This window comes from Rhizobium sp. SSA_523 (assembly GCF_030435705.1).
Taxonomy (GTDB): Bacteria; Pseudomonadota; Alphaproteobacteria; order Rhizobiales; family Rhizobiaceae; genus Neorhizobium.
On the sequence record NZ_CP129382.1, the window covers coordinates 3,532,592 to 3,557,402 of the forward strand.

Genomic DNA, 24,811 nt, shown 5'->3' on the forward strand with positions numbered 1-24,811 from the left:
GTAAAAGCCCTGCAGAGAGATAATGACGACCTTTGCCTGCCGGCCGCGGTGCGAACTACCGCAGCGGGCGGCAGGCGCTGTCATCGGCGCCTCTACCAGAGATCGGCGTGACGGTTCACATCCTTGTAGAGCAGATAGCGGAATCGGCCCGGGCCGCCGGCATAGCAGGCCTGCGGGCAAAAGGCGCGCAGCCACATGAAGTCGCCGGCTTCCACCTCCACCCAGTCCGAGTTCAGGCGGTAGACGGCCTTGCCTTCCAGCACATAGAGGCCGTGCTCCATGACATGCGTCTCCATGAAGGGAATAGTTCCGCCCGGCTCGAAGGTCACGATGGTGAGATGCATGTCGTAGCGCATGTCGCTCGGGTCGATGAAGCGGGTCGTGCCCCAGGCGCCGTCCGTGTCGGGCATGGGCGCGATCGGATGCTCGTTCTCGTGGGTGAAGATCGCCGGCGGCGGCTCCAGCCCCTCTACCGCCTGGAACTTCTTGCGCACCCAGTGGAATTTCGCCAGCGCCGAACCCTCATTGCCGAGGCTCCAGCGCGTGCCGGCCGGCAGATAGGCAAAGGAACCGGGAGTGAGATGATGCGGCCGACCATCATAGGTGATCGTCATCTCGCCGGACACGACGAAGATTGCGCTCTGCACGCGGGCATCCGGCTCCGGCCTGTCGCTGCCACCGCCCGGCTCGACTTCCATGATATATTGGGCGAAGGTCTCGGAAAATCCGGTCATCGGCCGCGCAATGATCCAGGCGCGGGTTCTGGACCAGTGCGGCAGGAGGCTGGTCACGATGTCGGACATGACGGTGCGGGGAATGACCGCATAGGCCGTGGTGAAGACTGCCTTGCTGGAAAGCAACTCCGTCTGGCCGGGAAGGCCGCCCATATCTGCGTAATATCGTCTGTTGTCCATCGCTTCTTTTCCTGTCCATGCCGCTTTGTCATCGTCTGCCGGCAGGCTTTCTCATATCGCCAACCGCATGGGTTGAGAACCGAAATAACAGGCCGGCGCGGACCCGTTCGATCCTTTGCCCGTGGCGGCCGCAAAGACCGCCTGTCAAAGAAAGACGGTCCAGGCTGGAACAGCTTGAGCAGGATGACGTTTGGTTCGATTGAACCTTTAAAGGCTCGGTTATGCGCACCGCTCGCTCAGGTGCAATGTCCTGGAGCGACGGAGAAAGCATCATGTCCCTTCCTGTGATTCTCGTCGTGGAAGACGAACCCATTTTGCGCATGGCCGCGGTCGACATGGTGGAGGCGGCCGGCTTTGATACGCTGGAGGCCGCCAATGCCGCGCAAGCGCTCGACATCCTCGAGCGCCGGATCGATATCCACCTCGTCTTCACCGATATCGACATGCCGCCGGGCCTGGACGGGCTGGCGCTGGCCAGCCTGATCCGCGATCGCTGGCCGCCGGTGCATGTGATCGTCACCTCCGGACACACCACGCCGCCTCAAGGCAGCCTGCCGCGCGGCATGATCTTCTTCCCCAAGCCCTACCAGGAACAGGACGTGGTGGCGGCGATGCAAAGCCTGGCCGCCTGAGCGCAGCATGCCGCTGCACCTGAAGGCTGAAGGCTGCCCGCGCTTGCCGAAGCGGGCCTTGCCGAGGTGCGCCTCCCGAAGCGGGTCTCCTGCCGCAGCGTCTGCGTGCGCCCGTACCGTGTCACGGCGGGATCCGCGCAGCGCCCCTGCGGGCATGGCTGTTCCCCATCGAATCGTCAGCCTTGAAACCTTGGCCATAAAGTACTACCTAAAGGGATACGTTTTCAGCCTTACGGCTAACTGATCCTCCCGGCCGCGCCGGTTGCTTGGCAAACCCTGATTTTGCGAACGTTGCGAACTTGGCCCTTTTGGCCGAGCGGGCTTTACCGAACGCATTGCGCGTCTTGCGGCCCAATTGAGGACACCATGATGATCACCACCCACCGCCACGCCGCCGAAGGCCTGTTCAAGCGGCCTGAACCCGAGCAGGGCACGGATGCGGCCAAGCTGCAGGATATCCGCCATCGGCAGGCGCTGCGCAAACGCGAGGCCAGCCGAAGCGAAATGCAGGAGCGCCTGGAGCGCCGCAAGGGCGATCCCGGCGGACTGGCGGCCCTTTTCCGCTGAGCCTGACCGGCGCTGCGCCTGCCCGGAGCACGGTTTTCGCGGCGGCTCCTGACACATTCAAGAAGCATAAGGATTAAAGTCCATGGCGGCTTTCGATTACAATGCCGGCGCGGGGCTTTACCCGTGCAAGACGAGCAAGAGGTGGAGCCGACCGCGCTACAAGCGCTTTGATTCCGCCGCCGAGGCGCTTCGCTTCGCCATTGAGGAAATGCCGGCCTCGCTGCTGCGCGGCGCAGTTCTGGAAATCGATGAAGCGCGCTTCGATGGTCTGCAGATCCGCAAGCTTTACGATGCCGATGCCTATCCGTTGGCGCGCCGTCCCGCCTGACGGGCGTGCCGGGACTGATCGGGGGCGGGGCGATTGGGGCAGACTTATTGGCTCGCAGATCGGACCGCAGATCGGCCCGAAGATCGGACCGCGATAGCCGCAGCGTGCGCGGCGCGACAGGGGACAGCGTTCCCTGCCCGAAGGCACACATGAACGACGACCTTAGATAACCGACGCAAGGACTAACAAGTGAATACGATCATGCTGACCCCCGTCCAGATCCGGGGCCTTAAACTCGCCAAGGATGGCGACCTGTATCCGCAGGAGGGCAATAAATGGACGCATCAGAACGCCACCGTCACCTATGCCAGGAATGACCGCTTTAAGGAGCGGCCGCAAAAGATCAAATTCGTGACGACGGCGACGCTGCAGGCTCTGCGTGATCATGGGCTCTTGAAAAGCCTTGATGCCGATACTCAGTCGCCGGAGGCGCCGCATGGCATCACCATGGCCGGCAAGATGTGGCTTCTGAAAAACAAATAGCCTCGGCGAGGATTTCATGGACAGCAGGACGAGCTTCAAGAAGATCACCTTCCGCAACGCCTTCCTGTTGCCCGGGATGGAAAAACCCCATGCGCCCGGCATTTTCGACCTTCAGGTCGATGAGGAGCCGCTCGACGTCATGTGGGAAGCCTATCACCGGCGGCTGACCCTGATGCTGACCTATGGCAGCCGGGTCGAGGCGCTGTCGGTGACCGAGGCCGTCCTGGATGAGGCGCTTCTCCAGGATCAGCAATGACGGGCGGATTGGCCGAATATCGGCCCTGATGCCGGCCTTGCTGCCCGCTCTTTCCCGGTGCCAGGTTTCGGCCCCATGCCGGAGCCCCCATGCCGGAGCCCCCATGCCGGAACCCTCATTCCAGAGCCCCGAGGCCAAAGCCTCGAGGTCGGAATGTGGCCTTGCGCATTATCGCCTTGCGGGGGGTCCCTTAGCGGCCAGCGCCTGCGCGCATTACCAGAGCCAGCCCGCCACCATCATGAACAGAACAAGCGCCACGCTGGACGTGGCCGCGGCCCTCGGCATGACGATGTCGTAAAGGCACAGAACGGCGCTCCGTTCGGTGGTCCGTAGCGTGTAACGATTGGCTGTCATGTCATCCTCTTGCGCCACGGCCGAGCGGACGTTATGCCCCCTGGTCCTTGTCGACAAAAGCCCGCCGTGACGGCGGGCTTCGGCGAGATCAGTCTGCGGAAGGCCGGTCAGCCCCTGCCGCCGCTCCTGCGGCTCTTGTCCATTTTCCCCTTGGCGGAAGAGGTCTTGGCATCGTAGCCCTGGCCGAAATTGGTGCCACCGAGATGCCCGCCGGCGCTGGTATTGGCAACCTGCCGCTCGGCACGCTTGGTCTGCTGTTGTACATCGGTCTTTTTCATGTCTGCTGTTCCTTTTCGTCGCATGGTTTCGCGGCCGGCCGGAAGCCGGCGGCGTTCGAAATCGAGATTGAGAGAAAGATCAGTCAGAACACCGGAGTGTAAAAAACTTAGCTCAACAGGCAAAGTCGATGATGAAATCTAGTCATTCACGGCCACTATAACAAGGGCTAACCGGACATGATTTCCGGTTAGCTTGTCTCGGCACGCGCAATTATTGCGTGATGGGCGATCGCCCCAGGATTACGCCGCTGCGAGCTTGGCGTCCCGAAAGGAAACCAGGGCGCCGCGCCGTTCATCCCACAGCACAAGCCGCGTGCAGGCCAGGCTCTGCCGCAGGGTTATGCGGCCGATATCTGCCAGTTCGGGATGGTCTTCCAAGACTTCCGGCAGCCTGTAATAGGGAATGCGGCTTGCCAGGTGATGGACATGATGGACCCCGATATTGCCGGTGATCCAGCGCAGAACGGGCGGAAGGTCGTAATGCGAGGCGCCATGCAGCGCAGCCTTGGGAAACTGCCAGTCCTGCGATGTCGACCAATGCGTTTCCTCGAACTGGTGCTGGACGTAGAACAGCCAGACGCCGGCGGCGCCGGTGAGCAGGATGACCGGCAGATGGACCAGCAGGAAGGGCAGGACGCCGAAGGCCCAGATCAGCAGGGCGGTCAGGACGGCAATCCCCAGATTGGTCGCCATGGTGGACATCCAGGGCATCATGCCGCTGCGCATCATGCCGAAGGGCAGGCGCTGCTTGAAGAGAAAGAGCCAGGCCGGGCCGATGCCGAACATCACCAGCGGATGCCGGTAGAGCCGGTAGCCGAGGCGCCGGGCGGGCGACAGCGCCTGATATTCGGCAATCGTCAGGGTGGTGATGTCGCCAATGCCCCGCTCGTCCAGGTTCCCGGTCGAAGCGTGATGGGTGGCATGCGCCTGACGCCAGTAATCGTAAGGGGTCAGCGTCAGCACGCCGATAATGCGCCCCGCCCATGTGTCCAGCCGGCGGCGGGCGAAGAAAGAGCCGTGGCCGCAATCGTGCTGGATCATGAAAAGACGCAGGAGAAAGGCCGAGGCCGGCAGGACGAGGATCAGGCCGAGCCAGTATTCCTGCGAGACCGCAAGGATCGCGCCGATCCAGAAAATCGCGAAGGGAAGGGCGGTGACCGCCAGTTCGAAGAGGCTGCGCCGAAGATTCGGTTGGCGGTAGGCTGCCAGGATCTTCAACCAGGCTCCGGCATCGTCCGCCGGAGCTTTGGTCTTGAGCGAGGCTGCAGCGTCAAGCGAGGCTTTTGCGTCTGGTGAAGCATTGGCGTCTAGCGGGGTCGGGGCTTTGAGCGAAGCTATGGCGTTCAAGGGCGTTCCATCTGATCCGGCTGAAGGCGAATGACTTCAGAGCGAAGAATGACTTGTGGGCGAAGAAGGGTGGGCGAAGAAGGGTGGGCGAAGAAAGAGAAGGCGAAGAAAGGCCCGAAGCCGATCTATGGCGGGCGGAGCAGGCCGGTCGCCGGCTCCTCCCATGGCTTTGACGGCAGGCGGATTTTCGCCAGGATCGACGCCCGCGCAAATGTCGGGCGCTGTGCTGTGTCCGCTGTCGTGCGGGCCTTTGGTCGAGGAGGCGGGTCTCAGCCCTGGCGTGCCTTGCGGGCCGCATAACGGCGGTCACGTTCGGCCTTGCGCGCTGCTTCATCGGCCACGACGCGTGAGACGCGGTCGTTGATTTCCTGCTGGCGCGCTTCGGCGGCAGCCTTCTCATCCGCCTCGGCGGCAGCGGTCAATGCGGCGGCTTCCGCAAGAATGCGCTCGTTCTCAGCCGCCTTCATCGCCTCGCGCTCATTGCGGCGGGCTTCCCGGGCGGCGGCAACGGCGGCGCGGGCGGCGCGACGTTCCTGAAGCGCCGGATCATCGGCCTTGGGGGCGGAGGCGAATTTCGCCAGAAGAGCCTGTCTCGCCTCGGCAGAGCTTTTGCGGCGCTCTGCGAAACCGTTATCGCTTGCATGTCTCAAGTGTCGTGTCCTTATCGAAAGTTCCGTCGCCTGTCCCTGCGGTCCAGGCCGGTGAGCGGCGCGACAAGAGGGTCGCGGCGCAAATAAAAAAGGCCAGACTTTACGTCCGGCCTCTCGTCAGCTTTGCCATCGTGCCGGTACATCCGCGGTCACCAGGGCGAAACATCAGGCCTCCTGCGGGAACCTCCCGTCAGTCGACTGTCGTTTGTATCAGGCAGCCTGCAGCTGACCGGCGGACATCTTGCCCGACTTGTGATCGCGTTCCAGCTCGAAGCCGAGCTTCTGGCCTTCAGCGATCGAACGCATGCCCGCCCGCTCTACGGCCGAGATGTGAACGAAGACGTCGGCGCTGCCGTCGTCAGGCTGAATGAAGCCGAAGCCCTTGGTGGCGTTGAACCATTTTACGGTGCCAGTGGTCATGACTAACCCTTTCATAGCAATAGTGATCTCTCCGCCGCGCGACGCACGGCAGCTGTTTCGATTTTTGAGAGGGAAAGTTCGTCAAGAAGCGCCGTGCGCAGCAAAAACAAAATATCGGCCAACAAGCATCGATGGCCCTGTGTACAGCCTGGGCCGGCCCGTGTCAACTTTTGTTTTCATGATATTCGATAATACAACCTGTGATAGGTTGAAGTGTGTCTTAAGCATGTCGCTTTGCTTGGGATATAGATGACGCGTCACAACGCGCCTGCGCAGGAGGTCCGCCTGCAGCACGGCGTCAGCGCATTGGCGGTGGGCTGCGCATTGGCGGTGGGCTGAGCATTGGCGGTGGACGGCGGCAGTGGCCTGGGTTAGGTTCGGGCGCTTTCCATCCCCAGATGGCGAGACCGCTCCCGTTGGAAAGTGCAGTGTCAGCCGTCTTCAGAAACAATATCAAGATCACCGGCTCCGGCACGCGCTGCATGCTCTTCGCGCATGGTTTCGGCTGCGATCAGGCGATGTGGCGCTTCGTCGCTCCGCATTTCGAGGACAGCTACCGGGTCGTGGCCATGGATCATGTCGGCGCCGGCGGCTCCGATCTCAGCGCCTATGATGCCCGCAAATACGCAACGCTGGACGGCTATGCCAGCGATATCGTCGAGATCGGCCGCGAGCTCGAGATCCGCAACGGGATCTTCGTCGGCCATTCCGTCAGCGCCATGATCGGTGTCCTTGCCTCCATCGCAGCACCGGACATGTTCGATACGCTCATCCTGGTCGGCCCGTCGCCGCGCTATATCGATGATGGTGATTATGTCGGCGGGTTTTCCGCCTCCGATATCGAGGAACTTCTGGCCTCCTTCGCCGACAATCCCCTTGCCTGGTCGGCCTCCATGGCGCCGGCCATCATGGGCAATCCCGATCGTCCCGAACTCGGCGACGAACTGACCCGCAGCTTCTGCCGGACCGATCCGAAGATCGCGCATGAGTTTGCACGCGCCACCTTCACCGCGGATAATCGGCACGATCTGGCGCGGGTCACCGCGCAGACGCTGATCCTGCAATGTCGGGAGGATATCATTGCCGCCGAAATCGTCGGCGACTATGTGCGCGCCCATATCCCCGGCAGCACGCTCACGCTGCTGGATGCAACCGGTCACTGCCCCAATCTCAGCGCACCACATGAGGTGACGACGGCCATGCGTCATTTTCTAAGCCCGAATCCGGTATAAGTCCGCCTTGGCCGGGCTGTGCCCGGGCGCCATCCTGAGGAAGCGAGATTGACATTCCAGGCCAGCTTGCGGAGATTTTGATGATCAACTGTCGAAACCGGACCGATTGGGCATGGTAGGAAAGGCCATCGCACTGGATTACAAGAATTTGTTCGACCTGGCGCCCTGTGGCTATGTCGTCGTCGGTGACGATGGCCGCGTCCTCGTCGCCAATGACTGGATTACCAGCCTGCTCGGCTATGCAGCCGGAGAGCTTGACGGCAAGCGCCTGCGCGAGATCTTCACGATGGCGGGCCGCATCCTCTACGAGACCAATCTCGCGCCGCTCTTGCAGATCCAGAACACCGTGAGCGAAGTCACGCTGGACCTCAAGCGACGGGATGGCATGGCCGTTCCGGTGATCATGGCGGCCTCCCTGGTGCCGGGATCCTCGAAGGCGGCGGATGTCGTCCGGATCGTCTTCGTGCAGGCCGGGGAGCGGCGTCAGTACGAGCGCGAACTCCTGGATGCGCGAAAGACCGCCGAGCAGGGTCTGCGCGAGCAGCAGGCGGATGGCGAATTGCGCGAGCAGTTCATCGCCGTGCTCGGGCATGATCTCCGCAATCCGCTTGCATCCATATCTGCCGCGACGCGGCTCCTGGCGAAGGAAGCGGTGAGCGATCGCGGCCGCCAGGTCATCGGGCTCATGCAGGGCAGCGTGCTTAGAATGTCGGGCCTGATCGACAATGTCATGGATTTCGCCCGCGCCCGGCTTGGCGGCGGCATCGGGCTCGATCTGACCATCGAGGACACGCTGGAGCCGCTGATCGACCAGGTGGTGCAGGAACTGCGCGCGTCGCGACCCGATCAGGAGGTTGCAACCACCTATGCCATCACCCGAAGCGTCCAATGCGACCCCTCCAAGATCGGCCAGCTCGTCTCCAATCTGCTCGGCAATGCCCTTACCCATGGCGACAGGCAGCAGCCTGTGCGCCTGGTTGCCGAGACGACCGACCATATGCTGCGCCTCTCCGTCTCCAATGGCGGCGATCCCATTCCCGATGCGGCGCTTGCAAGGCTGTTTGATCCGTTCGTGCGGGGCCAGTCGCAAGGCTATCGCGAGGGGCTCGGCCTCGGTCTTTTCATTGCCCATGAGATTGCCAGGGCCCATTCCGGCACGCTCACCGTTTCCTCCACACCCCTGGAGACGTGCTTCACCTTCGAAATGCCGCTGCGCCATTAGATTGTGCCTTGGCCTTTCCTGGTCCCGCCATGCGGAGGAGGGGTCGGGAAAAAAAGCGCAATCCTGCCAACCCAGGGGGTAACATTGCGGCTTGTTCGAACGACTTTACAAAAATAGGCGGCTGGACGATCCCTGTGCAGCAATCGGTCCCGTGATCCTTGTTTTTTGCCCGGCTGCAGGTCGGATCTTGTCCTCCACCGGAGAAAGGCTCGCATGAGAGAGGCAGACGAAGCGACGCGCAATTCTGCCGCAGGCTTTACGCGGCCAAGACGGTTCGATCGCAACCTGATCGTCATCGGGGCCGGTTCCGCAGGCCTGGTCTCGGCCTATATCGCCGCGGCGGCCAAGGCAAAGGTCACGCTGGTCGAAGCCAACCGCATGGGAGGCGACTGTCTGAACTTCGGCTGCGTGCCGTCGAAGGCGCTGATCAGGAGCGCCAAGCTTGCCCATCAGATGCGCCATGCGGATCATTACGGGCTTGCTGCCGTCGAGCCCGAGATTCCCTTCGCCGCTGTCATCGAGCGCGTGCACAGGGTCATTGCAACGATCGAGCCGAATGACAGCGTCGAACGCTATGAAAAGCTCGGCGTCGATGTGCGCCGCGGCTATGCGCGGCTGGTTGATCCCTGGACAGTGGAAATCGATTTGGCATCCGGCAGGGTGGAGCGGCTGACGGCGCGCGCCATCATCATCGCGACCGGCGCCCGGCCCTTCGTGCCGGAAATCCCCGGTCTTGCCGAAATCGATTATCTCACCTCCGACACGCTGTGGGACAGGCTGCGGGGCCGAAGCCGGGCGCCGCAGCGGCTGGTTGTGCTGGGCGGCGGGCCGATCGGCTGCGAGCTGGCGCAGAGCTTTGCGCGGCTGGGCTCCAAGGTGACGCAGATCGAGATGGCGCCGCGCCTGATGATGCGCGAGGACGAGGATGCGGCCGCCTGCGTCGAAGCATCTCTGAGGGCGGATGGCGTCGATGTGCTGACGGCCCACAAGGCTGTCGCCTGTGGGCGCGAGGCGGATGAGACCTGGATCGAGGTGGACCATGACGGCGTGCGTCGCCGCATTGACTTCGACGATATCATCGTCGCCGTCGGGCGAGCGCCGCGCCTTAAGGGTTTCGGGCTGGAGGAACTGGGCATTCCCATTGACCGGGTGGTTGCGACCAACGAATATCTGCAGACGCTGTATCCCAATATCCTCGCCGCGGGCGACGTGGCGGGACCCTATCAATTCACGCATGTGGCGAGCCATCAGGCCTGGTTTGCCGCGGTCAATGCGCTGTTTGGCGATCTGAAGCGCTTCAAGGCGGATTACAGCATCATTCCCTGGGCGACCTTCACCGATCCGGAAGTGGCGCGTGTCGGCCTGTCGGAGAGCGAGGCGAAAGCGAGGGACATTCCGCACGAGGTGACGCGCTTTTCGATTGGCGAGCTCGATCGCGCCGTGACGGACGGCGCGGCCGAGGGATTCGTCAAGGTCCTGACGGTGCCGGGCCGGGACAGGATCCTCGGCGCCACGATCGTCGGCGAACATGCCGGCGATCTTCTCGCCGAATTCGTGTTTGCCATGAAGCACCGCCAGGGGCTTGGAAAGATCCTCGGCACCATCCACATCTATCCGACGCTTGCGGAAGCCAACAAGATGGCCGCCGGACAATGGCGACGCAACCATATCAGCGCTTTCCTGCTATCCCTGCTGGAACGCTTCCAGACCTGGAGGCGCGGATGATCGACGCGCGCATCCTGCCGGCGCAGAAGGCGGCACTTCAGCCCCTGGCACGCTTTCTCGCCAGCCGCGGCATAGGGGCCGATGCCATCAGCCTCACCGGTTTTTTCGCCGGGCTTGCCGCCTTCCTCGCCCTCTGCCTTGGCGCCTTTGCCGCCGGCCTCATGCTGATCCTCGCCAACCGGCTGCTGGACGGGCTGGACGGCGCGGTGGCCCGCATAAAGGGACCGACGGATCGCGGCGCCTTTCTCGACATCGCGCTGGACATGGTCTTCTACGCGCTCATTCCACTGGGCTTTGCCATTCAGGCTCCGACCGATCACGCGCTGCCGGCCGCGGTCCTGATCGTCTCCTTTGTCGGCACCGGCTCCTCCTTTCTCGCCTTTTCCGCGGTGGCCGCCAGGCTGGGACGCAAGGCGCCCGAATTTCCCACAAAGGGCATCTACTATGCCGGCGGGCTGGCGGAGGGTTTCGAGACGATCGTCGTCTTCATCGCCTTCTGCCTCTTTTCCAACCATTTCGCCGAGATCGCCTATGTCTTTGCGGCAATCTGCGGCCTGACCACCGTCATCCGCTGGCGACAGGCCTGGCTGGCCTTTTCGGGACCTGCGCCATGAGCCGCCGATTGCTTCGCCTTGCGCCCATGCTTCTGGTCGTTGCCGGCCTGGCGCTCGGCTATGCCTTCGGCCTGCAGGATTATCTCAGCCTCGGCTTTCTGGCCGAGCAGCGGCAGGCCCTGCGCGCTTACGTGGATGGCCATTATCTGGGCTCGGCGCTGCTCTTCCTCGTCGTCTACTGTCTTGCCACCGCCTTTTCCTTTCCCGCAGCCTCCGTCCTGACCATATTCGGGGGCTTCCTGTTCGGCTGGCTGCTCGGCGGCGCGCTGGTCGCGATTGCCGCCACGATCGGAGCTTCGCTTCTTTTTCTGGCCACCCGCTCCGCCTTTGGCGGATTTCTGCGCCACCGGGTCGACGGGGTGATGCGGTCCCTGGCGGAGGGTTTCCGCGACAATGCCTTCAGCTATCTCCTGGCGATCCGGCTTGCGCCCGTCTTTCCCTTCTTCGTCGTCAATATCGCGGCAGCCCTGTTCGAGATCAGCCTCGGGCGCTTCGTCCTGGCAACCTTCATCGGTATTCTGCCCGGAACCTTCGCCTATGCCTATCTGGGCCAGGGCGTCGACAGCGTACTGCTCGCCGCGCAGCAGTCCGGCCGGGAGGCGCGGATTTCCGATCTCGTGACGCGGGACATCACGCTGGCCTTCTTCGCTCTGGCGCTGGTCGCGCTGATCCCCACCATCATCCGCCAGCTGCGACAGCGGGGTGGCAAAGGATGAAGCTCTTCATCACAAAATTAAGATCCGGCAGAGCCTGTTCGCGTAGCGACAGAGACAATGCGATGTTTCAGGCATCGGCACCCGCTTCAAGAGGAGAACGGCACAGCATGCGATGGATGACTTATCTTCTTGCCGCCGGCCTGGTCTTTGGTGCTGGCAGGCTTGACGCCAGTGCGGCCAGCCCCGACCCGTCCAACTGGAGCGCCATCGAACAGGCCGCCTCGGGTCAGACCGTCTATTTCAATGCCTGGGGCGGGTCGGAAAACATCAATGCCTATCTGGAATGGGTGGGCGCGGAAATGCGCAAGCGCTACGGCGTCGAACTCGTGCAGGTCAAGCTCGACGACACGGCCAGCGCCGTCGCCAAGGTGATCGCCGAAAAGGCGGCGGGCAAGGCCAGTGGCGGTGCCGTCGATCTCATCTGGATCAATGGCGAGAACTTCGTCTCCATGAAGGAGCAGGGCCTGCTGATGACGCCGGGCTGGGCGACGGCGCTGCCGAACTGGACCTATGTGGACGTCGAGAACCAGCCGACCATAGTGACGGATTTCACCGAGCCGACGGAGGGGCTGGAAAGCCCGTGGGGCGGCGCCAAAATGGTCTTCTTCTATGACAGCGCCCGCACCGACGCCGCCCTGCTGCCGCAAAGCGCCGGTGAGCTTCTCGATTGGGCGAAAGCCAATCCCGGCCGCTTCTCCTATCCCGCTCCGCCGGATTTCATCGGCTCCTCCTTCTTGAAGCAGGTCTTGAGCGAGGTGATCGACGACAAGGCAAAGCTGATGCAGCCGGTCGACGAGAAGCGGTTCGCCAAGGACGTCGAGCCGCTCTTTGCCTATCTCGACCAGTTGCACAAGTTCGCCTGGCGCGCCGGCAAGGCCTTCCCGCAAAACTATCCGGACATGAAGCAGAAGCTCGCCGATGGCGAACTGGACATCATCTTCGCCTTCAATCCGGCAGAAGCCTCGGCCGGCATCGCGGCGGGCGAATTGCCGGATACGGTGCGCTCCTTCACCTTTTTCGGCGGGACGCTCGGCAATACCCATTTCGTTGCCATTCCCTTCAATGCCAATGCGAAGGAAGGCGCCCTGCTGACGGCCAATTTCCTTCTCTCGCCGGAGGCGCAGTTGCGCAAGCAGGATCCGGCCTTCTGGGGCGATCCGACGGTGCTTGCCATGGCCAAGCTCTCCGAGGCGGATCGCCAGCGTTTCGAAGGCCTCGATCTCGGCCCTGCAACCCTTGCTCCGGACAAGCTCGGGCCGGTGATCGCCGAGCCGCATGCAAGCTGGATGGAGCGCATCGAGACGGAGTGGCGGCGTCGCTACGCCAGCGGCAATTGATCCGTGCTGCGCCGACCGACGCCACGCGCTCCTGCCGATCGTGACGGCCCGCGGCTTGCCGCCATCGCCGTCGCGCTCACGATCGGCCTCCTGCTGCTGCCGATCGCCTTCGGACTTGTCGGCACGCTGCTGCCGGGCTTCGGCTATCTTCCCGCGCTGGGCGGGCACAGTCTCGAGCTTGCACCGATGCGCGCGCTTCTGGCCACGCCAGGGCTTGGCGCGGCCGTTCTGCTGAGCCTGACAAGCGGTCTCGTCACCACTTTCCTGTCCCTTGCCATCACCCTGACCTTTACCGCGGCCTATGCCGGAACGCCGGTCCTGTCGCGCCTTCAGCATCTCATCTCGCCGCTTCTCGCCGTGCCCCATGCGGCTGCCGCCTTCGGCCTGGCCTTCCTGATCGCACCGTCCGGCTTTCTCGTCCGCCTCATCGCTCCTGTCCTCGGTCTGGATCGCCCGCCGGACTGGCTGATCCCGCAGGATCCGCTCGGCGTCACCATGATGGCAGGCCTTGTCGTGAAGGAAACGCCCTTCCTCTTCCTGGTCATGCTGGCCGCCCTGCCGCAGGTCGATCTTGCCTCGGCCCGCAGGCTGTCTGCCGCCTTCGGCTATGGACGCATTGCAGGCTTCGTCTATCTGCTCTGGCCGGCGCTTTACCGGCAGATCCGCTTCGCCGTCTATGCCGTCATCGCCTATTCGTCCTCGGTGGTGGATGTGGCGCTGATCCTTGGTCCCGACCTGCCCGGACCGCTGGCCACGCAGCTGGTGCGATGGATGAACGATGCCGATCTCTCCACCCGCTTCCTCGCCTGCGCCGGCGCCCTGCTGCAGCTCGGGGTGACGCTTGCCGCGCTCGCCCTCTGGCTTGGCCTGGAGCGGCTCGGAGCCTCGCTGCGGCGCGCCTTATGCGAAAAAGGATGCCGCTTTGGCCGCGACCGGCTGCTACGCGCCGTCTCCGCCCTCACGGTCGCGATGATCGGCGCGGCGGTCTTTGCAGGCCTTGCAATGCTTGCCCTCTGGTCCTTCGCCGGGCTGTGGCAGTTTCCGGATCTTCTGCCGCAAAGCCTTGATTTGCGAAGCTGGGAAAGAGCGCTTCCGGCCATTCTGGACCCGCTCGCGACCACCCTCGTGGCCGGTCTTGCCTCGACCGCGCTCGCGGTGCTGCTGACGATCGGCTGCCTGGAACGGGAGATCGAGACCGGTCGACCCGGCGGGCAGAAGGCCTTGCTGATCCTTTATCTGCCTCTCATCGTGCCGCAGATCACCTTCGTCTTCGGCCTGCAGCTCCTCTTTGTCGGCAGCGGCAATCCTTATCGGCTGGCAAGCCTCGTTCTCGTGCATCTGGTCTTCGTCCTGCCTTATGTCTTCCTGTCGCTCGCCGATCCCTGGCGAGCGCTCGACCGGCGCTACGAGATCATGGCGGCAGCGCTCGGCAAGCGCCGGCTGGCGGTTCTCGTCGCCATCCGCCTTCCCATGCTGATCCGTCCGATCCTGACCTCGGCGGCCGTTGGCTTTGCCGTTTCGGTGGGGCAATATCTGCCCACGGTCCTCATCGGCGAGGGCCGGCTGCAAACCATCACGACGGAGGCCGTGGCGCTCGCCTCCGGCAATAACCGCCGGGTCATCGGAGTCTATGCCCTGCTGCAGACCATGCTGCCTTTCCTGGCCTTTGCGCTGGCGGCCCTGCTGCCGGCCCTCCTGCACCGCAACCGCAAAGGCATGAGGGTGTGATCATGCCGGTGGACACTGTTGGACAAGGCCTGTCGCTTGCCGCCATTGTCATCCGGCTCGGCCCTGTCCGGCTGATCGATCTGTCGGCCGCGATCGCGCCGGGAGAGGTGCTGACGGTCATGGGCCCCTCCGGCTCCGGCAAATCGACGCTTCTCTCCTTCATCGGCGGCTTTCTCGATCCAGCCTTCCAGGCGAGCGGTGCCGTTGCCGTCGACGGTGTGGATCTGCTGTCGCTTGCCCCGGAGGCGCGCCGCGCCGGCATTCTTTTCCAGGATCCGCTGCTGTTTCCGCATATGTCGGTTGGCGCCAATATCGCCTTCGCCGTTCCGGCCTCCGTCGGCAGCCGAAGGGAGCGGCGGCGCCTGGCCGGGCAGATGCTGACGGATATGGAGCTTCAGGGTTTCGACGATCGGGATCCGGACACGCTATCGGGCGGCCAGAAGGCGCGCGTGGCGCTTGCGCGAGTTCTCGTCTCCCGTCCAAGGCTGCTGCTGCTGGACGAACCCTTTTCCAAGCTGGATCTGGACCTGCGGGCACAGATGCGCAGCCTGGTCTTCAACCACGCGCGCGCCGCCGGTCTGCCGGTCATCCTGGTCACCCATGACGAGGCCGATGCGGAGGCCGCCGGCGGCCCTGTGCATCGCATCGGCGGCAAGGGGGTGGCCGATGGATGAGCGCGACCTTCGGCAAGCCGGTCCGATCGTGCTGCTCGGCGGCGGCCATGCGCATCTGGAGGTCGTGCGTCACCTGGGGCAACTTGGCCTCGGGCGGGACCTTGCCGGAGGGGTCACGCTTGTCTCGCCCTCCCGCCACGCACCCTATTCCGGAATGCTGCCGGGCCATATTGCCGGCGCGTACGGGTTTGCGGAGTTTCATGTCGATCTTCTGGCGCTGTGCCGGGGCCATGGCATCCGGTTTCTGGAGACCGCCGCGACCGGCATCGATCCCGAGCGCCGACGGGTCTTCCTGCAGGATGGAAGCCGGCTCGATTACCGGCTGCTGTCGATCGATATCGGCTCGACGCCGGTGCTCCCGCCGGCCGTCACCGCGGGCATTCCGGTAAAACCCATCGCAAGCTTCGCGGAGCGCCTGTTGCGGCTCGACGCCCTGGCCGATCAGGGCCGCCCGCTCGCTTTGACGGTGATCGGCCAAGGCGTTGCAGGCGTCGAAGTGGCCTTCGCGCTGAAGCGCCGTTACCGCGGGCGGCCGATCGAGATCGCCCTTGCAGGGCGGGCGCCGCGGCCGGTTCCCGAACGCAGCCTCCGGGCGGGCCGGCTGGTGGAGCGGGAACTGGCGAAAGCCGGCATCGCCCATCACCGCGATTTCGATGTCGTGGCGGTCGAGGATGGCGAGGTTCTGGCGAAAGACGGGCGGCGGCTGAAGGCCGACGAGTTTGTCTGGACCACGTCCAGCGGCGCGCCGGCCTGGTTGCGGGAGACCGGACTGCTGCTCGATCCGGACGGCTTCATCCGCGTGGATGAGAAACTCCGATCCTTGTCGCACAGCAATGTCTTTGCGGCCGGCGATGTCGCAGCGCTCGTCGAGCCGCGTCCCAAGGCCGGTGTCTTTGCGGTGCGCGAAGGGCCTGTGCTTGCCGACAATATTCACCGCAGCATGACGAGAGGCCGGCTGAAGGCCTTTCGGCCGCAGCGCGCCTGGCTGGCGCTGATTTCGCTCTCCGACGGGCGCGCCATCGCCGATAAGTGGCAACTGGCCCTTCTCGGGCGCTGGGTCACCCGCTGGAAAGAGCGGATCGACAGCCGGTTCCTGCAACGCTACCGCACGATGTGAGGGATTTCCAGAAACAGGACAGGCGTGAGACGACCGAGGAAAGCAGGTGATGCGATGCTCTTTGGTTGCCATGGCGGGGTGAGCAGGCTAGGAAAGAAGAGCAAAGCAATCAACTTTACCCAGATGCCTATCGAGCATGAGTGCACAGACCTCGCGCCAGGTCGCGGTTTTCCTAGAACACAGGCCTGCCCTGGTGGATTATGCTGCCCGGTTGCTGGGCTCGCGTGATCAGGCCGAGGATCTGGTCCAGGATGCTTTTCTGCGTCTGAAGCCTCTGGATGTCGACGAGCATGCGCCCCGCCAGGTCTTGTCCTATCTCTACAGCATCGTGCGCAATCTCGCTTTCGATCAGCTGAAGCGGCGTCATGTCGAAAGGCGCGGCCGCGACATCGATCCGCCTTTCTGGATCCTGCCGCAGGATGCCGCGACCCCGGAGGATTATGTCCTGCTTGCCGACCAGGCCCGGCTGGCCGCGCAGACGCTGGAAGAGCTGCCGGCCGACATGCGCAAGGCCGTCGAACTCTATCGCATCGAAGGATGGACGCTGGAAGCGATCGCCGCGGAGCTTTCGATTTCCGTGGCAACGGCACACCGGATGATCCGGACCGGCATGGTAAAGATCGCCCTGTCGCTGCAGGCGGCGGACTCCTGAAAAAAAGTCGATCAGGTCATGAAAAAAACCAGGGCAGAGATCGTATATCGGAAAGGCGGGAAAGCATCTGCTTTCGGTCATGGAAATGACCGGCACGCGCTCGCCGCCTTCCCGGATGTGCGGAGACAATCTCAGCCGGCAGCAGGGCGACGCAGCGAACAAGGAATGGCCGACCGGTGACACTCTCGGATGAACAGCTGCAGGTCCTGCGTCTCGAAGAGGCGATGGAGTGGTTCATGCGTCTGCGGGACGAACCCGCTGATCCGGACCTGCTTGGCCAGTGGGAGCTTTGGCTTGCCTCTTCGCCGGCTCATGCGGCGGCCTGGGCGCGCATCTGTCAGACCTGGTCGGCGCTTGGCGAAGAGCCGCGTCCGGTGCCGGAGGCGGTGGAAAGCGAAAGGGCCGGCGCTGCGAACCTGCCGCGTGGGCTGCCGGGAGCCTTGCCCCTCAAGGGGCAGCCGATCGAGCCGGGGCTCGAAAGGGGAATGCGCCAAGCAGGAATGCGCAAACGGGGAACGCGTCAAAGGGGAAGGCGCAAAGAGACAAGATCCGGATCGGGCTTGTCGCGGCGCCGGCTGGGCCTTCCCGGCCTTGCCATGCTGGCGGCGGGCCTCTCGGCCGTTATCCTCGGCCCTGATCTCCTTCTCAGGTGGAATGCCGATCTGCGCACGGCGGCCGGCGAGACGGAGGTGGTTGCGCTGCCGGATGGGTCGCGTGTCACGCTGGCGCCGCAGACCGCGCTGGCGAAGGATTTCGACGATGGCCGGCGGCATGTGCGATTGCTGGCCGGCGAGGCCTATTTCGAGGTGGAGCACGACACCGCGCGCCCCTTCGTGGTCGAAACGCAGGATGCGGCGGTGCGGGTGCTCGGAACCGCCTTCAGCGTGCGCAATACGCAGGACGGCACCCGGGTCGAGCTTGCACAGGGTCAGGTTGCCCTTCATCTGGAGGAGCCGGGCGCAAGCGACGCCCTGTCGCTGCTGCCGGGCGATGTCGTCACTGTCGAGCGCTCCAGCCGCAGGGTGCAGCGCTCGCATGTCGATCCCGCCGACATAGCCTTGTGGCGCGAAGGCAGGCTGTCTGTGACCGACCAACCTTTCGGCGATGTCGTCAGCCAGATCCAGCGCCAGCATGGCGCCTATATAGTGGTGGCGCAGGATGAGCTTCTGTCGCATCGGGTGACGGGCCTTTACGATCTGCGCGATCCCGACAAGGCGCTTGACGCCCTGGTGGCTCCCTTCGGCCTGAAAGTGCGCGCCGTCTCTCCCTATCTGCGGATTATCTCCTCCTATCAATGAAGAAAAACCAATAGATTTAACAATCGTTTAGCCAGATCCTCCGGCAAAAGGCGGAAAAACCCGGCCGGCCGCGTGAAAAACTGGTCTGCGATACTCGTATTTACCCCTGGACACGGCTGGGGCCGGTTTCTGTATGGGGACGAGTATGACATTTCAGAGAGTTTTTGCGGCTCGCGACGCCTTGATCGGGGCTGCGTCGCGCCGCCTGTTGGCAACGACAGCCTGCGGACTGGCGCTTCTGGCGGGACCATTGAGCCTGCCGGCGCTGGCGCAGACCGCGGCCGAGACGGCCCAGATCCGCGAATTCAACATTCCGGCGCAGCCGCTGGCCAATGCGCTGAAGCTCTTCGGCCGCCAATCGGGCCTTCAGGTCTCGCTGGCCTCGAATGCCGTGCGCGGCGTCACCTCGGCGGCTGTCAGCGGTCGCTTCACCGCCGAGGCCGGACTTGCGCGCCTTTTGGCCGGCACCGGCGTCTCCTACCGCATCAGCGGCGGTGTCGTGGTGATCAACGAGCAATCCTCTGCCGCCGGCGGGGCGCCGTCAGCCGATGGTTCGCTGACGCTCGACAAGGTCCAGGTGAGCGGCGATCGGCAGGCGACGAGCGTCAGCTCGGTCAATATCGGCGAAGAAGAGCTTGCGGCGCGCAATCCGACGAGCATTGCCGATGTGTTTCGCAGCGAAGCGGGCGTCAGCGTCGGCAGCTCGATCCCGACCTCGCAGAAGGTCTATGTCAACGGGCTTGAAGAAACGACGCTCGCCGTCAGCATCGACGGCAGCCGCCAGAACAATCGCGTCTTCCATCATAATGCGACCAATCTGATCGATCCCTCGCTGCTGAAGGCAGTCGATGTGGATGCGGGGATAGCGCCGGCCGATGCCGGTCCGGGTGCGCTGGCCGGTTCGATCTCCTATGAGACGAAGGATGTGAAGGACCTGCTGAGCCAGGATGGCTATGGCGGCATGGTCTCGGAAACCTTCAACTCCAACAGCCGCACCTTCACCACCGGCCTCGGCGGATGGGGCATGCAGGACGGTTTCGAATTTCTCGGCTTCCTCAATTTCGGCAAGGGCGATAATTACGAAGCGGGCAATGGCCAGGAGGTGCGGGGAACCGAGACCGATCTCCTGAGCGGGCTCGGCAAGCTCGCCTATGAGGCGCAGACGGGCGACCGTTTCGAGATCAGCCATGAGCGGGTGCTTGACGATGCCGAGCGCCCCTACCGGGCGAATGCAAGCGTCATCGACACCGGCCGCACCTGGGAGCCGAAATATCGCAATTACCGGCTGGAGCGCGACAATACCGTCTTCACCTATTCGGACACGACACCGGAAGGCTGGCTCGATCCGACCATCCGCCTGGCCTATAGCCACAGTTCAGTCGAAACGCCGATCTTCTACAATGCCGGCCGCGGCATCGGCGCGTCCTATGACGGGCAGGGAGAAAGCGGCAGCCTGAACGGCAAGATCGAGAACCGCTTCGCGCTCGACAATGGCAGCATTGTCGCCGGTATCGATTTCTATAGCGACAAGATCGACCTCGATACGGCGATCAATACCGATGATGCCCGGGAAAAGGCGCGCAATGTCGGCATTTATGCGCAGGCGCGCCTGGAACCCTTCGATGCCATGCGGCTCTCCTTCGGCGGGCGTGCCGACCGCCAGTGGTTCGAGGGAACGACCGGCCAGACCTGGGACAATGCCGGTCTGAGCGGCAATCTTTCGGTGGAATATGATCTGACGAGCTTTCTGACGGCCAAGGCCGGGGCCTCGCATGTCTTTGCCGGCATTCCGCTGGCCGAAGCCTTCATCATGAACCCGGCCTGGGATTACGGCACCGGCGGGCCGGACGTGACGACAGCGAACAATATCATGGCGGGCCTTGAATTCCATCAGGACGGTTTCACGGCGGAGGCCAGCCTCTTCCGCAGCGATATCGACGACGCCCGCGTCGCCAAATATCGTTTCAATCTCGCCAATCAGAAATATGACGTGGAAACGCGGGGCTTCGAACTGGGTGCCGGGTATGATTGGGTGGATGGCTTCGTCAAGGTGAAATACGCCCATGTGGATACCGAAATCGACGGCAAGCCCGCCGATTCCGATACGGGCAATTATCTGACGACGCCGGTCGGTGACATCATCACGGTCTCTGCCGCCCATACCTTCACGAATTGGGGCCTCACCATCGGCGGCGACATGGAGATCGCCCCCGAATACGAGGATGGCGCCGTCACCTATTCGGCCTATGAGGTCGTCAACCTCTACACCGAATGGAAGCCGGAAACGCTGCAGCACATGACCTTCCGGGCCGAGGTTCAGAACCTGTTCGACGAAACCTATGCCAGCCGCGCGACCTATGGTCAGGAATTCGGCAATGTCACCCCGCTTTACGAGCAGGGCCGCACCTTCCTGCTTTCGGTTCGGGCAACTTTCTGACGGCGGAGCCGGCCTGCTTCGCCTGGAAAGGCTGGGCAGGCCGGCCCCCGTTGGTCTCTCAGCCGCTTTTGACGTCCAGTTTTCGAGATGCCGCTTTTGAAATTCAACTTTTGAGGCCAGCTTTTGAGGCCCGATTTGCAAGAAAGTCACGCCATGCCCATCCGCCACATCACGCGACGCGCCCTGTGTGTTGCCGGTCTTCTTCTTGCCGCAAGCCATGCCCTGGCGATGGACGTCGAGACCTATGCAGGAAAGGTCGAAATCGACACGCCGCCGAAGAAGGTCGCCGTTTTCGACATTGCCGCGCTCGACACGCTGCTTGCCATCGGTGTGACGCCGGCCGGTGTGCCGAAGACCCTCTATCTTCCGGAACTCGCCGGCGTGGCGGAGAAGGCGGAGATCGTCGGCGATATCTTCGAGCCCGATCTGGAGGCGCTGAGCGCGCTTTCGCCCGATCTCATCATCGTCGGCGGCCGCTCCTCGGGCAAGGAGAAGCAGACCAGCCGGATCGCCCCCTCGCTGGACATGACGATGGACGGCGTCGATGTGATCGACCAGGCGAGACGGCGTGCCATCACCTATGGCGAGCTCTTCGGGCGCCAGGACGCGGCAAGACAGGCGGTGGAACGGTTCGATTCTTCCCTCGATCGTGCCCGAAAGTCCGTTCAGGGCAAGGGCAGGGGGCTGATCGTCATGACCAACGGCCCCAAGGTTTCGGCCTATGGCAGCGAATCGCGCTTCGGCTGGGTGCACAAGGCCCTTGGTCTTCCGCCGGCCGTCGAGCAGATGCAGGCCGCCACGCATGGCGAGCCGGTCTCGTTTGAATTCATCCGCAAGGCCGATCCCGACTGGCTGCTGGTGCTGGACCGCGCGGCGGCCATCGGTGCCAGCGACCAGAATGCCCGGGCGACGCTCGATAATGCGCTGGTCGCCGAGACGAAAGCCTGGAAAAGCGGCAGGGTCATCTATCTTCCCGCGGCCGATTTCTATATTGCCGCCGGCGGCCTGCAGGCCACCCAACGGGTGCTTTCCGCCATCGAGTCCGCCTTTTCCGCCCATCCGTGATGACCGGAACCGCCGCGCACGCACAGTCCCGCATGATGAAAGGCGCCGGGCTATGCCTGGCGCTTCTCGTCATCGCCAGTCTGGCCATCGGTGTGGAAGACCTGTCGCTTTCCGGCGCCGGAGACCGGCTGCCGCTGCTCGACCTTCTGTCGATCAGCCGGATGCCGCGCACGCTGGCAGCGGTGCTGACAGGCGCCGGCCTCGCGGTTGCCGGGCAGATCATGCAGACGCTGACGCGCAACCGCTTCGTCGAACCTTCGACCGCCGGCACGGCGCAGAGCGCCGCGCTCGGCATCCTCATCGTGACGCTTTTCCTGCCTTCGGCGGGGATCGGCCTGAAGGCGCTGGTCGCCAGCGGCTGCGCTCTGGCCGGCACGGCGCTCTTCCTATCGACGGCCCACCGTCTGCCGCCGGAACAGCCGCATCTGGTGCCCCTGTTCGGGCTCGTCTATGGCGGCGTGGTCGGCGCAGCGGTCACCTATGTCGCCTGGCAGAACGATCTCCTGCAATATCTGGACATCTGGATGAACGGCGAATTCTCCGGCGTGCTGCGGGGACGCTATGAATTGCTGTTCTTCTGCGTCCTCCTGATCGCAGCCGCCCTGCTTGCCGCCGACCGGCTGACCATCATGGCGCTGGGCGAGGGCCAGGCAACGAGCCTTGGCATCGATTATCGGCGGATGACGCAGATCGGCCTTGTGCTGGTATCGGTCATGTCGGCGCTTTCGGTCGTGGTGGTTGGCCTCGTGCCCTTTGTCGGGCTGGTGGTGCCGAACCTGGTCTCGCGCATCTTCGGCGACAATCTGCGCGGCACGCTGCCTCTGGTGGCCCTGTGTGGCGCGATCCTTGTCCTGAGCGCGGATATTGTGGGGCGCCTTATCCGCTTTCCCTACGAGATCCCGGTTGGAACCGTGCTCGGGGTCGTCGGTCCTTTCGTCTTCCTCTGGCTGATCCTGCAGGAGCGGCGCAATGCGTGACCGGCTGATACTGGCCGGGCTGATCGCGCTCGCGGCGGCCGCCATCCTCGCTTTCCTGACGGTGAACCTGCGCGGTCACCTCGCCTTCGCGCTCGAATTGCGAGGTGTCCGGCTGGCCGCCCTGATGACGGTCGCTCTGGCGATCGGGCTCTCCACCGTCGTGTTCCAGACGATCACCGGCAACCGCATCCTGACCCCGTCGATCATGGGTCTCGACGCGCTCTACCAGTTCGGTCAGACGGGCCTCGTCTTCACGCTGGGCGGGCTCGGCTATGTGTCGCTCTCGCCGCAGCTGAAATTTACCGTCGGCGCGGCCGCCCTGATGCTGCTGGCCATCCTCATTCTCTGGCCGGCGCTGAAGAGGCGGATGGATCTCTCCCTGATGCTGCTCGCCGGTATCGTCATCGGCGGCCTGTTCCGCAGCCTCACCAACCTGCTCGCCCGGCTCATCGATCCGCAGGAATTTGCCGTGGCGCAGCGCGCCATGGTGGCCAATTTCGCAGCGCCCCATACCGATCTCCTCCTCATCGCTGCGGCGGTGACACTTGTCGTCGGCGGCTTCCTGTTTGTCCGGCGCCACCAGCTCGATGTCGTGGCGCTGGGCCAGGATTCGGCGATCGCGCTCGGCATCGACTGGAACCGTGTGGTGATGATCCACCTCCTCTGCGTGTCCCTGCTGGTCGCGGTCTCCACAGCACTCGTCGGTCCGGTCACCTTCTTCGGCCTGCTGATCGCGGCGCTGGCCGAGCGGCTGACGCCGTCGCGCCGGCATGCGCGGATATTCCTGGTTGCCTTCCTGTGCGGCGTCATCGTGCTGGTCGGCGGACAGACCTTGCTGCAGCATGGTCTGGGCCAGGCCTCCACGCTGTCCGTCGTCGTCGATTTCATCGGCGGCCTGGTCTTCATCCTGCTTCTGTTTGGAAGGCACCGCCGATGATCGAGGTCAAATCCTTAAGTCTGGAGCGCCAGGGACAGCGCGTGCTGGACAAGATCGATCTGACGCTGCCGAGAGGCGGCATCACCGCGCTGGTGGGGCCGAACGGCGCCGGCAAATCGACGCTTCTGGCGCTGATGGCCCGGCTTCTGCCGCTCGAGACCGGCACGGTCACCATAGACGGTCTCGATATTGCCGCAACGCCGGGGCGGCTACTGGCGAAGAAGATCGCCATTCTGCGGCAGGAGAGCGGTCCGCCGCCGCGCGTCAGCATACGCGAAATGGTCGGCTTCGGGCGCTTCCCGCACAGCGGCGGCCGGATGACGGCGGAGGACCGCGCGGCTGTCGAGGAGGCGCTGTCCCGTTTCGAACTGCAGGACCTGGCGGCGCGGTCTCTCGACCGGCTCTCCGGCGGCCAGCGCCAGCGGGTGATGGTGGCGATGACCTATTGTCAGGGCACGGATTACATCCTGCTCGACGAGCCCCTGAACAATCTCGACATGTATCATGCCCGGCGCCTGATGATCGAATTGCGGCGCCTTGCCGACCAGACGGGGCGCACCATCATCATCGTCCTGCACGATATCAACCATGCCTCTGCCAGCGCCGACAGGATTGTCGCGATGAAGGACGGCCGCATCCTTGCCGATGGGCCGCCCGGGGAGATCATGCGTACAAAGATCCTGCAGGCGATCTATGGTTTTGCCGTGCCCGTCATCTCGGCGGGCGGCCTGCAGCTTGCTCTGCACTATGCGCCGGCCAGAGACGGCCAGCCAGACGGCCAGCCGGACAGCCAGCCGGAAGAGGCCCCGCCGACCTGACGCGGCTTGGGAGATAATCCTGAAGGCGCGTTC

Annotated in this window: 27 protein-coding genes; 21 read left to right on the forward strand and 6 right to left on the reverse strand. The window is 63.8% G+C overall.

The window, feature by feature from the left end; translation table 11 throughout:
- Nucleotides 1–92 precede the first annotated feature (92 nt).
- Nucleotides 93–914, reverse strand: a complete 822-nt coding sequence (locus QTJ18_RS24970; protein ID WP_252753858.1) for a bifunctional allantoicase/(S)-ureidoglycine aminohydrolase — start codon at nt 912–914, stop codon at nt 93–95.
- 272 nt (nt 915–1,186) lie between these two features.
- Between QTJ18_RS24970 and QTJ18_RS24975 the strand changes: the two genes are divergently transcribed.
- From QTJ18_RS24975 to QTJ18_RS24995, 5 genes are all read left to right on the forward strand, one after another.
- Complete coding sequence (locus tag QTJ18_RS24975) at nt 1,187–1,546, forward strand: response regulator (protein ID WP_252753859.1); 360 nt, start codon at nt 1,187–1,189, stop codon at nt 1,544–1,546.
- A 366-nt stretch (nt 1,547–1,912) separates the two neighbouring features.
- Nucleotides 1,913–2,113 carry a hypothetical protein gene (locus QTJ18_RS24980; protein WP_252753860.1) on the forward strand — a complete coding sequence of 67 codons (201 nt, stop codon included), beginning with the start codon at nt 1,913–1,915 and terminating at the stop codon, nt 2,111–2,113.
- A gap of 82 nt (nt 2,114–2,195) precedes the next feature.
- The gene (locus tag QTJ18_RS24985) at nt 2,196–2,441 is read left to right on the forward strand and encodes a hypothetical protein (protein WP_252753861.1); all 246 of its coding nucleotides are present in this window, start codon (nt 2,196–2,198) and stop codon (nt 2,439–2,441) included.
- A 201-nt stretch (nt 2,442–2,642) separates the two neighbouring features.
- Nucleotides 2,643–2,924, forward strand: coding sequence for a hypothetical protein (locus tag QTJ18_RS24990; protein ID WP_252753953.1), 282 nt, complete (start codon nt 2,643–2,645; stop codon nt 2,922–2,924).
- Between the two features lie 16 nt (nt 2,925–2,940).
- Nucleotides 2,941–3,180 (forward strand): hypothetical protein, encoded by a 240-nt coding sequence (locus tag QTJ18_RS24995; RefSeq protein ID WP_252753862.1) that lies wholly within the window; start codon nt 2,941–2,943, stop codon nt 3,178–3,180.
- A gap of 213 nt (nt 3,181–3,393) precedes the next feature.
- Here the strand turns inward: QTJ18_RS24995 and QTJ18_RS25000 are convergent, their stop codons facing one another.
- The 5 genes from QTJ18_RS25000 to QTJ18_RS25020 all read right to left on the reverse strand — a co-directional run bounded on the left by QTJ18_RS25000 (nt 3,394) and on the right by QTJ18_RS25020 (nt 6,229).
- Entirely contained in the window at nt 3,394–3,534 is a 141-nt protein-coding gene (locus tag QTJ18_RS25000) for a hypothetical protein (protein ID WP_252753863.1), read from the reverse strand.
- Nucleotides 3,535–3,641: 107 nt separating this feature from the next.
- The gene (locus QTJ18_RS25005) at nt 3,642–3,812 is read right to left on the reverse strand and encodes a hypothetical protein (protein ID WP_252753864.1); all 171 of its coding nucleotides are present in this window, start codon (nt 3,810–3,812) and stop codon (nt 3,642–3,644) included.
- Between the two features lie 240 nt (nt 3,813–4,052).
- Nucleotides 4,053–5,030, reverse strand: a complete 978-nt coding sequence (locus QTJ18_RS25010) for a fatty acid desaturase (protein WP_252753954.1) — start codon at nt 5,028–5,030, stop codon at nt 4,053–4,055.
- A gap of 398 nt (nt 5,031–5,428) precedes the next feature.
- Nucleotides 5,429–5,809, reverse strand: a complete 381-nt coding sequence (locus QTJ18_RS25015) for a DUF6481 family protein (RefSeq protein WP_252753865.1) — start codon at nt 5,807–5,809, stop codon at nt 5,429–5,431.
- 210 nt (nt 5,810–6,019) lie between these two features.
- On the reverse strand, nt 6,020–6,229 hold the full coding sequence (locus tag QTJ18_RS25020) for a cold-shock protein (protein WP_252753866.1): 210 nt from the start codon (nt 6,227–6,229) through the stop codon (nt 6,020–6,022).
- A 428-nt stretch (nt 6,230–6,657) separates the two neighbouring features.
- Between QTJ18_RS25020 and QTJ18_RS25025 the strand changes: the two genes are divergently transcribed.
- The 16 genes from QTJ18_RS25025 to QTJ18_RS25100 all read left to right on the forward strand — a co-directional run bounded on the left by QTJ18_RS25025 (nt 6,658) and on the right by QTJ18_RS25100 (nt 24,778).
- Nucleotides 6,658–7,461, forward strand: a complete 804-nt coding sequence (locus QTJ18_RS25025; protein ID WP_252753867.1) for an alpha/beta fold hydrolase — start codon at nt 6,658–6,660, stop codon at nt 7,459–7,461.
- A 112-nt stretch (nt 7,462–7,573) separates the two neighbouring features.
- A complete protein-coding gene (locus tag QTJ18_RS25030) occupies nt 7,574–8,683 on the forward strand; it encodes a PAS domain-containing sensor histidine kinase (protein WP_252753868.1) in 1,110 nt (369 codons plus the stop codon).
- A 213-nt stretch (nt 8,684–8,896) separates the two neighbouring features.
- Entirely contained in the window at nt 8,897–10,408 is a 1,512-nt protein-coding gene (locus tag QTJ18_RS25035; RefSeq protein ID WP_252753869.1) for a dihydrolipoyl dehydrogenase family protein, read from the forward strand.
- Nucleotides 10,405–11,022 (forward strand): CDP-alcohol phosphatidyltransferase family protein, encoded by a 618-nt coding sequence (locus tag QTJ18_RS25040; protein WP_252753870.1) that lies wholly within the window; start codon nt 10,405–10,407, stop codon nt 11,020–11,022. The genes QTJ18_RS25035 and QTJ18_RS25040 overlap by 4 nt, the downstream gene beginning before the upstream one ends.
- On the forward strand, nt 11,019–11,738 hold the full coding sequence (locus QTJ18_RS25045) for a TVP38/TMEM64 family protein (protein WP_252753871.1): 720 nt from the start codon (nt 11,019–11,021) through the stop codon (nt 11,736–11,738). Before QTJ18_RS25040 ends, QTJ18_RS25045 begins: the two co-directional genes overlap by 4 nt.
- A 116-nt stretch (nt 11,739–11,854) precedes the next feature.
- Complete coding sequence (locus tag QTJ18_RS25050) at nt 11,855–13,075, forward strand: ABC transporter substrate-binding protein (RefSeq protein WP_252753955.1); 1,221 nt, start codon at nt 11,855–11,857, stop codon at nt 13,073–13,075.
- A 63-nt stretch (nt 13,076–13,138) separates the two neighbouring features.
- Nucleotides 13,139–14,803: an ABC transporter permease gene (locus tag QTJ18_RS25055; RefSeq protein WP_252753956.1), complete on the forward strand. Its 1,665-nt coding sequence runs from the start codon at nt 13,139–13,141 to the stop codon at nt 14,801–14,803.
- A gap of 2 nt (nt 14,804–14,805) precedes the next feature.
- Nucleotides 14,806–15,477 (forward strand): ATP-binding cassette domain-containing protein, encoded by a 672-nt coding sequence (locus tag QTJ18_RS25060; protein WP_252753872.1) that lies wholly within the window; start codon nt 14,806–14,808, stop codon nt 15,475–15,477.
- Complete coding sequence (locus QTJ18_RS25065) at nt 15,470–16,594, forward strand: FAD-dependent oxidoreductase (RefSeq protein WP_252753873.1); 1,125 nt, start codon at nt 15,470–15,472, stop codon at nt 16,592–16,594. Before QTJ18_RS25060 ends, QTJ18_RS25065 begins: the two co-directional genes overlap by 8 nt.
- 136 nt (nt 16,595–16,730) lie before the next feature.
- Nucleotides 16,731–17,246 (forward strand): sigma-70 family RNA polymerase sigma factor, encoded by a 516-nt coding sequence (locus QTJ18_RS25070; protein WP_252753874.1) that lies wholly within the window; start codon nt 16,731–16,733, stop codon nt 17,244–17,246.
- 176 nt (nt 17,247–17,422) lie between these two features.
- A complete protein-coding gene (locus tag QTJ18_RS25075) occupies nt 17,423–18,544 on the forward strand; it encodes a FecR family protein (RefSeq protein ID WP_252753875.1) in 1,122 nt (373 codons plus the stop codon).
- 145 nt (nt 18,545–18,689) lie between these two features.
- Nucleotides 18,690–20,981 carry a TonB-dependent receptor gene (locus QTJ18_RS25080; protein ID WP_252753876.1) on the forward strand — a complete coding sequence of 764 codons (2,292 nt, stop codon included), beginning with the start codon at nt 18,690–18,692 and terminating at the stop codon, nt 20,979–20,981.
- A gap of 153 nt (nt 20,982–21,134) precedes the next feature.
- The gene (locus QTJ18_RS25085; RefSeq protein WP_252753877.1) at nt 21,135–22,046 is read left to right on the forward strand and encodes a siderophore ABC transporter substrate-binding protein; all 912 of its coding nucleotides are present in this window, start codon (nt 21,135–21,137) and stop codon (nt 22,044–22,046) included.
- A gap of 32 nt (nt 22,047–22,078) precedes the next feature.
- Complete coding sequence (locus QTJ18_RS25090; RefSeq protein WP_252753878.1) at nt 22,079–23,023, forward strand: ABC transporter permease; 945 nt, start codon at nt 22,079–22,081, stop codon at nt 23,021–23,023.
- Nucleotides 23,016–23,960 carry an iron chelate uptake ABC transporter family permease subunit gene (locus tag QTJ18_RS25095; protein WP_252753879.1) on the forward strand — a complete coding sequence of 315 codons (945 nt, stop codon included), beginning with the start codon at nt 23,016–23,018 and terminating at the stop codon, nt 23,958–23,960. Before QTJ18_RS25090 ends, QTJ18_RS25095 begins: the two co-directional genes overlap by 8 nt.
- Nucleotides 23,957–24,778, forward strand: coding sequence for an iron ABC transporter ATP-binding protein (locus QTJ18_RS25100; RefSeq protein WP_252753880.1), 822 nt, complete (start codon nt 23,957–23,959; stop codon nt 24,776–24,778). The genes QTJ18_RS25095 and QTJ18_RS25100 overlap by 4 nt, the downstream gene beginning before the upstream one ends.
- The last annotated feature ends 33 nt before the right edge of the window (nt 24,779–24,811 follow it).

Bases quoted from the DNA above. Each gene is read 5' to 3' on its own strand.
- QTJ18_RS24970 (WP_252753858.1), bottom strand. From the start codon at position 914: ATGGACAACAGACGATATTACGCAGATATGGGCGGCCTTCCCGGCCAG.
- QTJ18_RS25060 (WP_252753872.1), top strand. From the start codon at position 14,806: ATGCCGGTGGACACTGTTGGACAAGGCCTGTCGCTTGCCGCCATTGTC.
- QTJ18_RS25085 (WP_252753877.1), top strand. From the start codon at position 21,135: ATGCCCATCCGCCACATCACGCGACGCGCCCTGTGTGTTGCCGGTCTT.
- QTJ18_RS25040 (WP_252753870.1), top strand. From the start codon at position 10,405: ATGATCGACGCGCGCATCCTGCCGGCGCAGAAGGCGGCACTTCAGCCC.
- QTJ18_RS25095 (WP_252753879.1), top strand. From the start codon at position 23,016: ATGCGTGACCGGCTGATACTGGCCGGGCTGATCGCGCTCGCGGCGGCC.
- QTJ18_RS25050 (WP_252753955.1), top strand. From the start codon at position 11,855: ATGACTTATCTTCTTGCCGCCGGCCTGGTCTTTGGTGCTGGCAGGCTT.
- QTJ18_RS24995 (WP_252753862.1), top strand. From the start codon at position 2,941: ATGGACAGCAGGACGAGCTTCAAGAAGATCACCTTCCGCAACGCCTTC.
- QTJ18_RS25070 (WP_252753874.1), top strand. From the start codon at position 16,731: ATGAGTGCACAGACCTCGCGCCAGGTCGCGGTTTTCCTAGAACACAGG.
- QTJ18_RS25045 (WP_252753871.1), top strand. From the start codon at position 11,019: ATGAGCCGCCGATTGCTTCGCCTTGCGCCCATGCTTCTGGTCGTTGCC.
- QTJ18_RS25020 (WP_252753866.1), bottom strand. From the start codon at position 6,229: ATGACCACTGGCACCGTAAAATGGTTCAACGCCACCAAGGGCTTCGGC.
- QTJ18_RS25030 (WP_252753868.1), top strand. From the start codon at position 7,574: ATGGTAGGAAAGGCCATCGCACTGGATTACAAGAATTTGTTCGACCTG.
- QTJ18_RS24985 (WP_252753861.1), top strand. From the start codon at position 2,196: ATGGCGGCTTTCGATTACAATGCCGGCGCGGGGCTTTACCCGTGCAAG.
- QTJ18_RS25080 (WP_252753876.1), top strand. From the start codon at position 18,690: ATGACATTTCAGAGAGTTTTTGCGGCTCGCGACGCCTTGATCGGGGCT.
- QTJ18_RS24975 (WP_252753859.1), top strand. From the start codon at position 1,187: ATGTCCCTTCCTGTGATTCTCGTCGTGGAAGACGAACCCATTTTGCGC.
- QTJ18_RS25005 (WP_252753864.1), bottom strand. From the start codon at position 3,812: ATGAAAAAGACCGATGTACAACAGCAGACCAAGCGTGCCGAGCGGCAG.
- QTJ18_RS24980 (WP_252753860.1), top strand. From the start codon at position 1,913: ATGATGATCACCACCCACCGCCACGCCGCCGAAGGCCTGTTCAAGCGG.
- QTJ18_RS25100 (WP_252753880.1), top strand. From the start codon at position 23,957: ATGATCGAGGTCAAATCCTTAAGTCTGGAGCGCCAGGGACAGCGCGTG.
- QTJ18_RS25000 (WP_252753863.1), bottom strand. From the start codon at position 3,534: ATGACAGCCAATCGTTACACGCTACGGACCACCGAACGGAGCGCCGTT.
- QTJ18_RS24990 (WP_252753953.1), top strand. From the start codon at position 2,643: ATGCTGACCCCCGTCCAGATCCGGGGCCTTAAACTCGCCAAGGATGGC.
- QTJ18_RS25090 (WP_252753878.1), top strand. From the start codon at position 22,079: ATGATGAAAGGCGCCGGGCTATGCCTGGCGCTTCTCGTCATCGCCAGT.
- QTJ18_RS25065 (WP_252753873.1), top strand. From the start codon at position 15,470: ATGGATGAGCGCGACCTTCGGCAAGCCGGTCCGATCGTGCTGCTCGGC.
- QTJ18_RS25035 (WP_252753869.1), top strand. From the start codon at position 8,897: ATGAGAGAGGCAGACGAAGCGACGCGCAATTCTGCCGCAGGCTTTACG.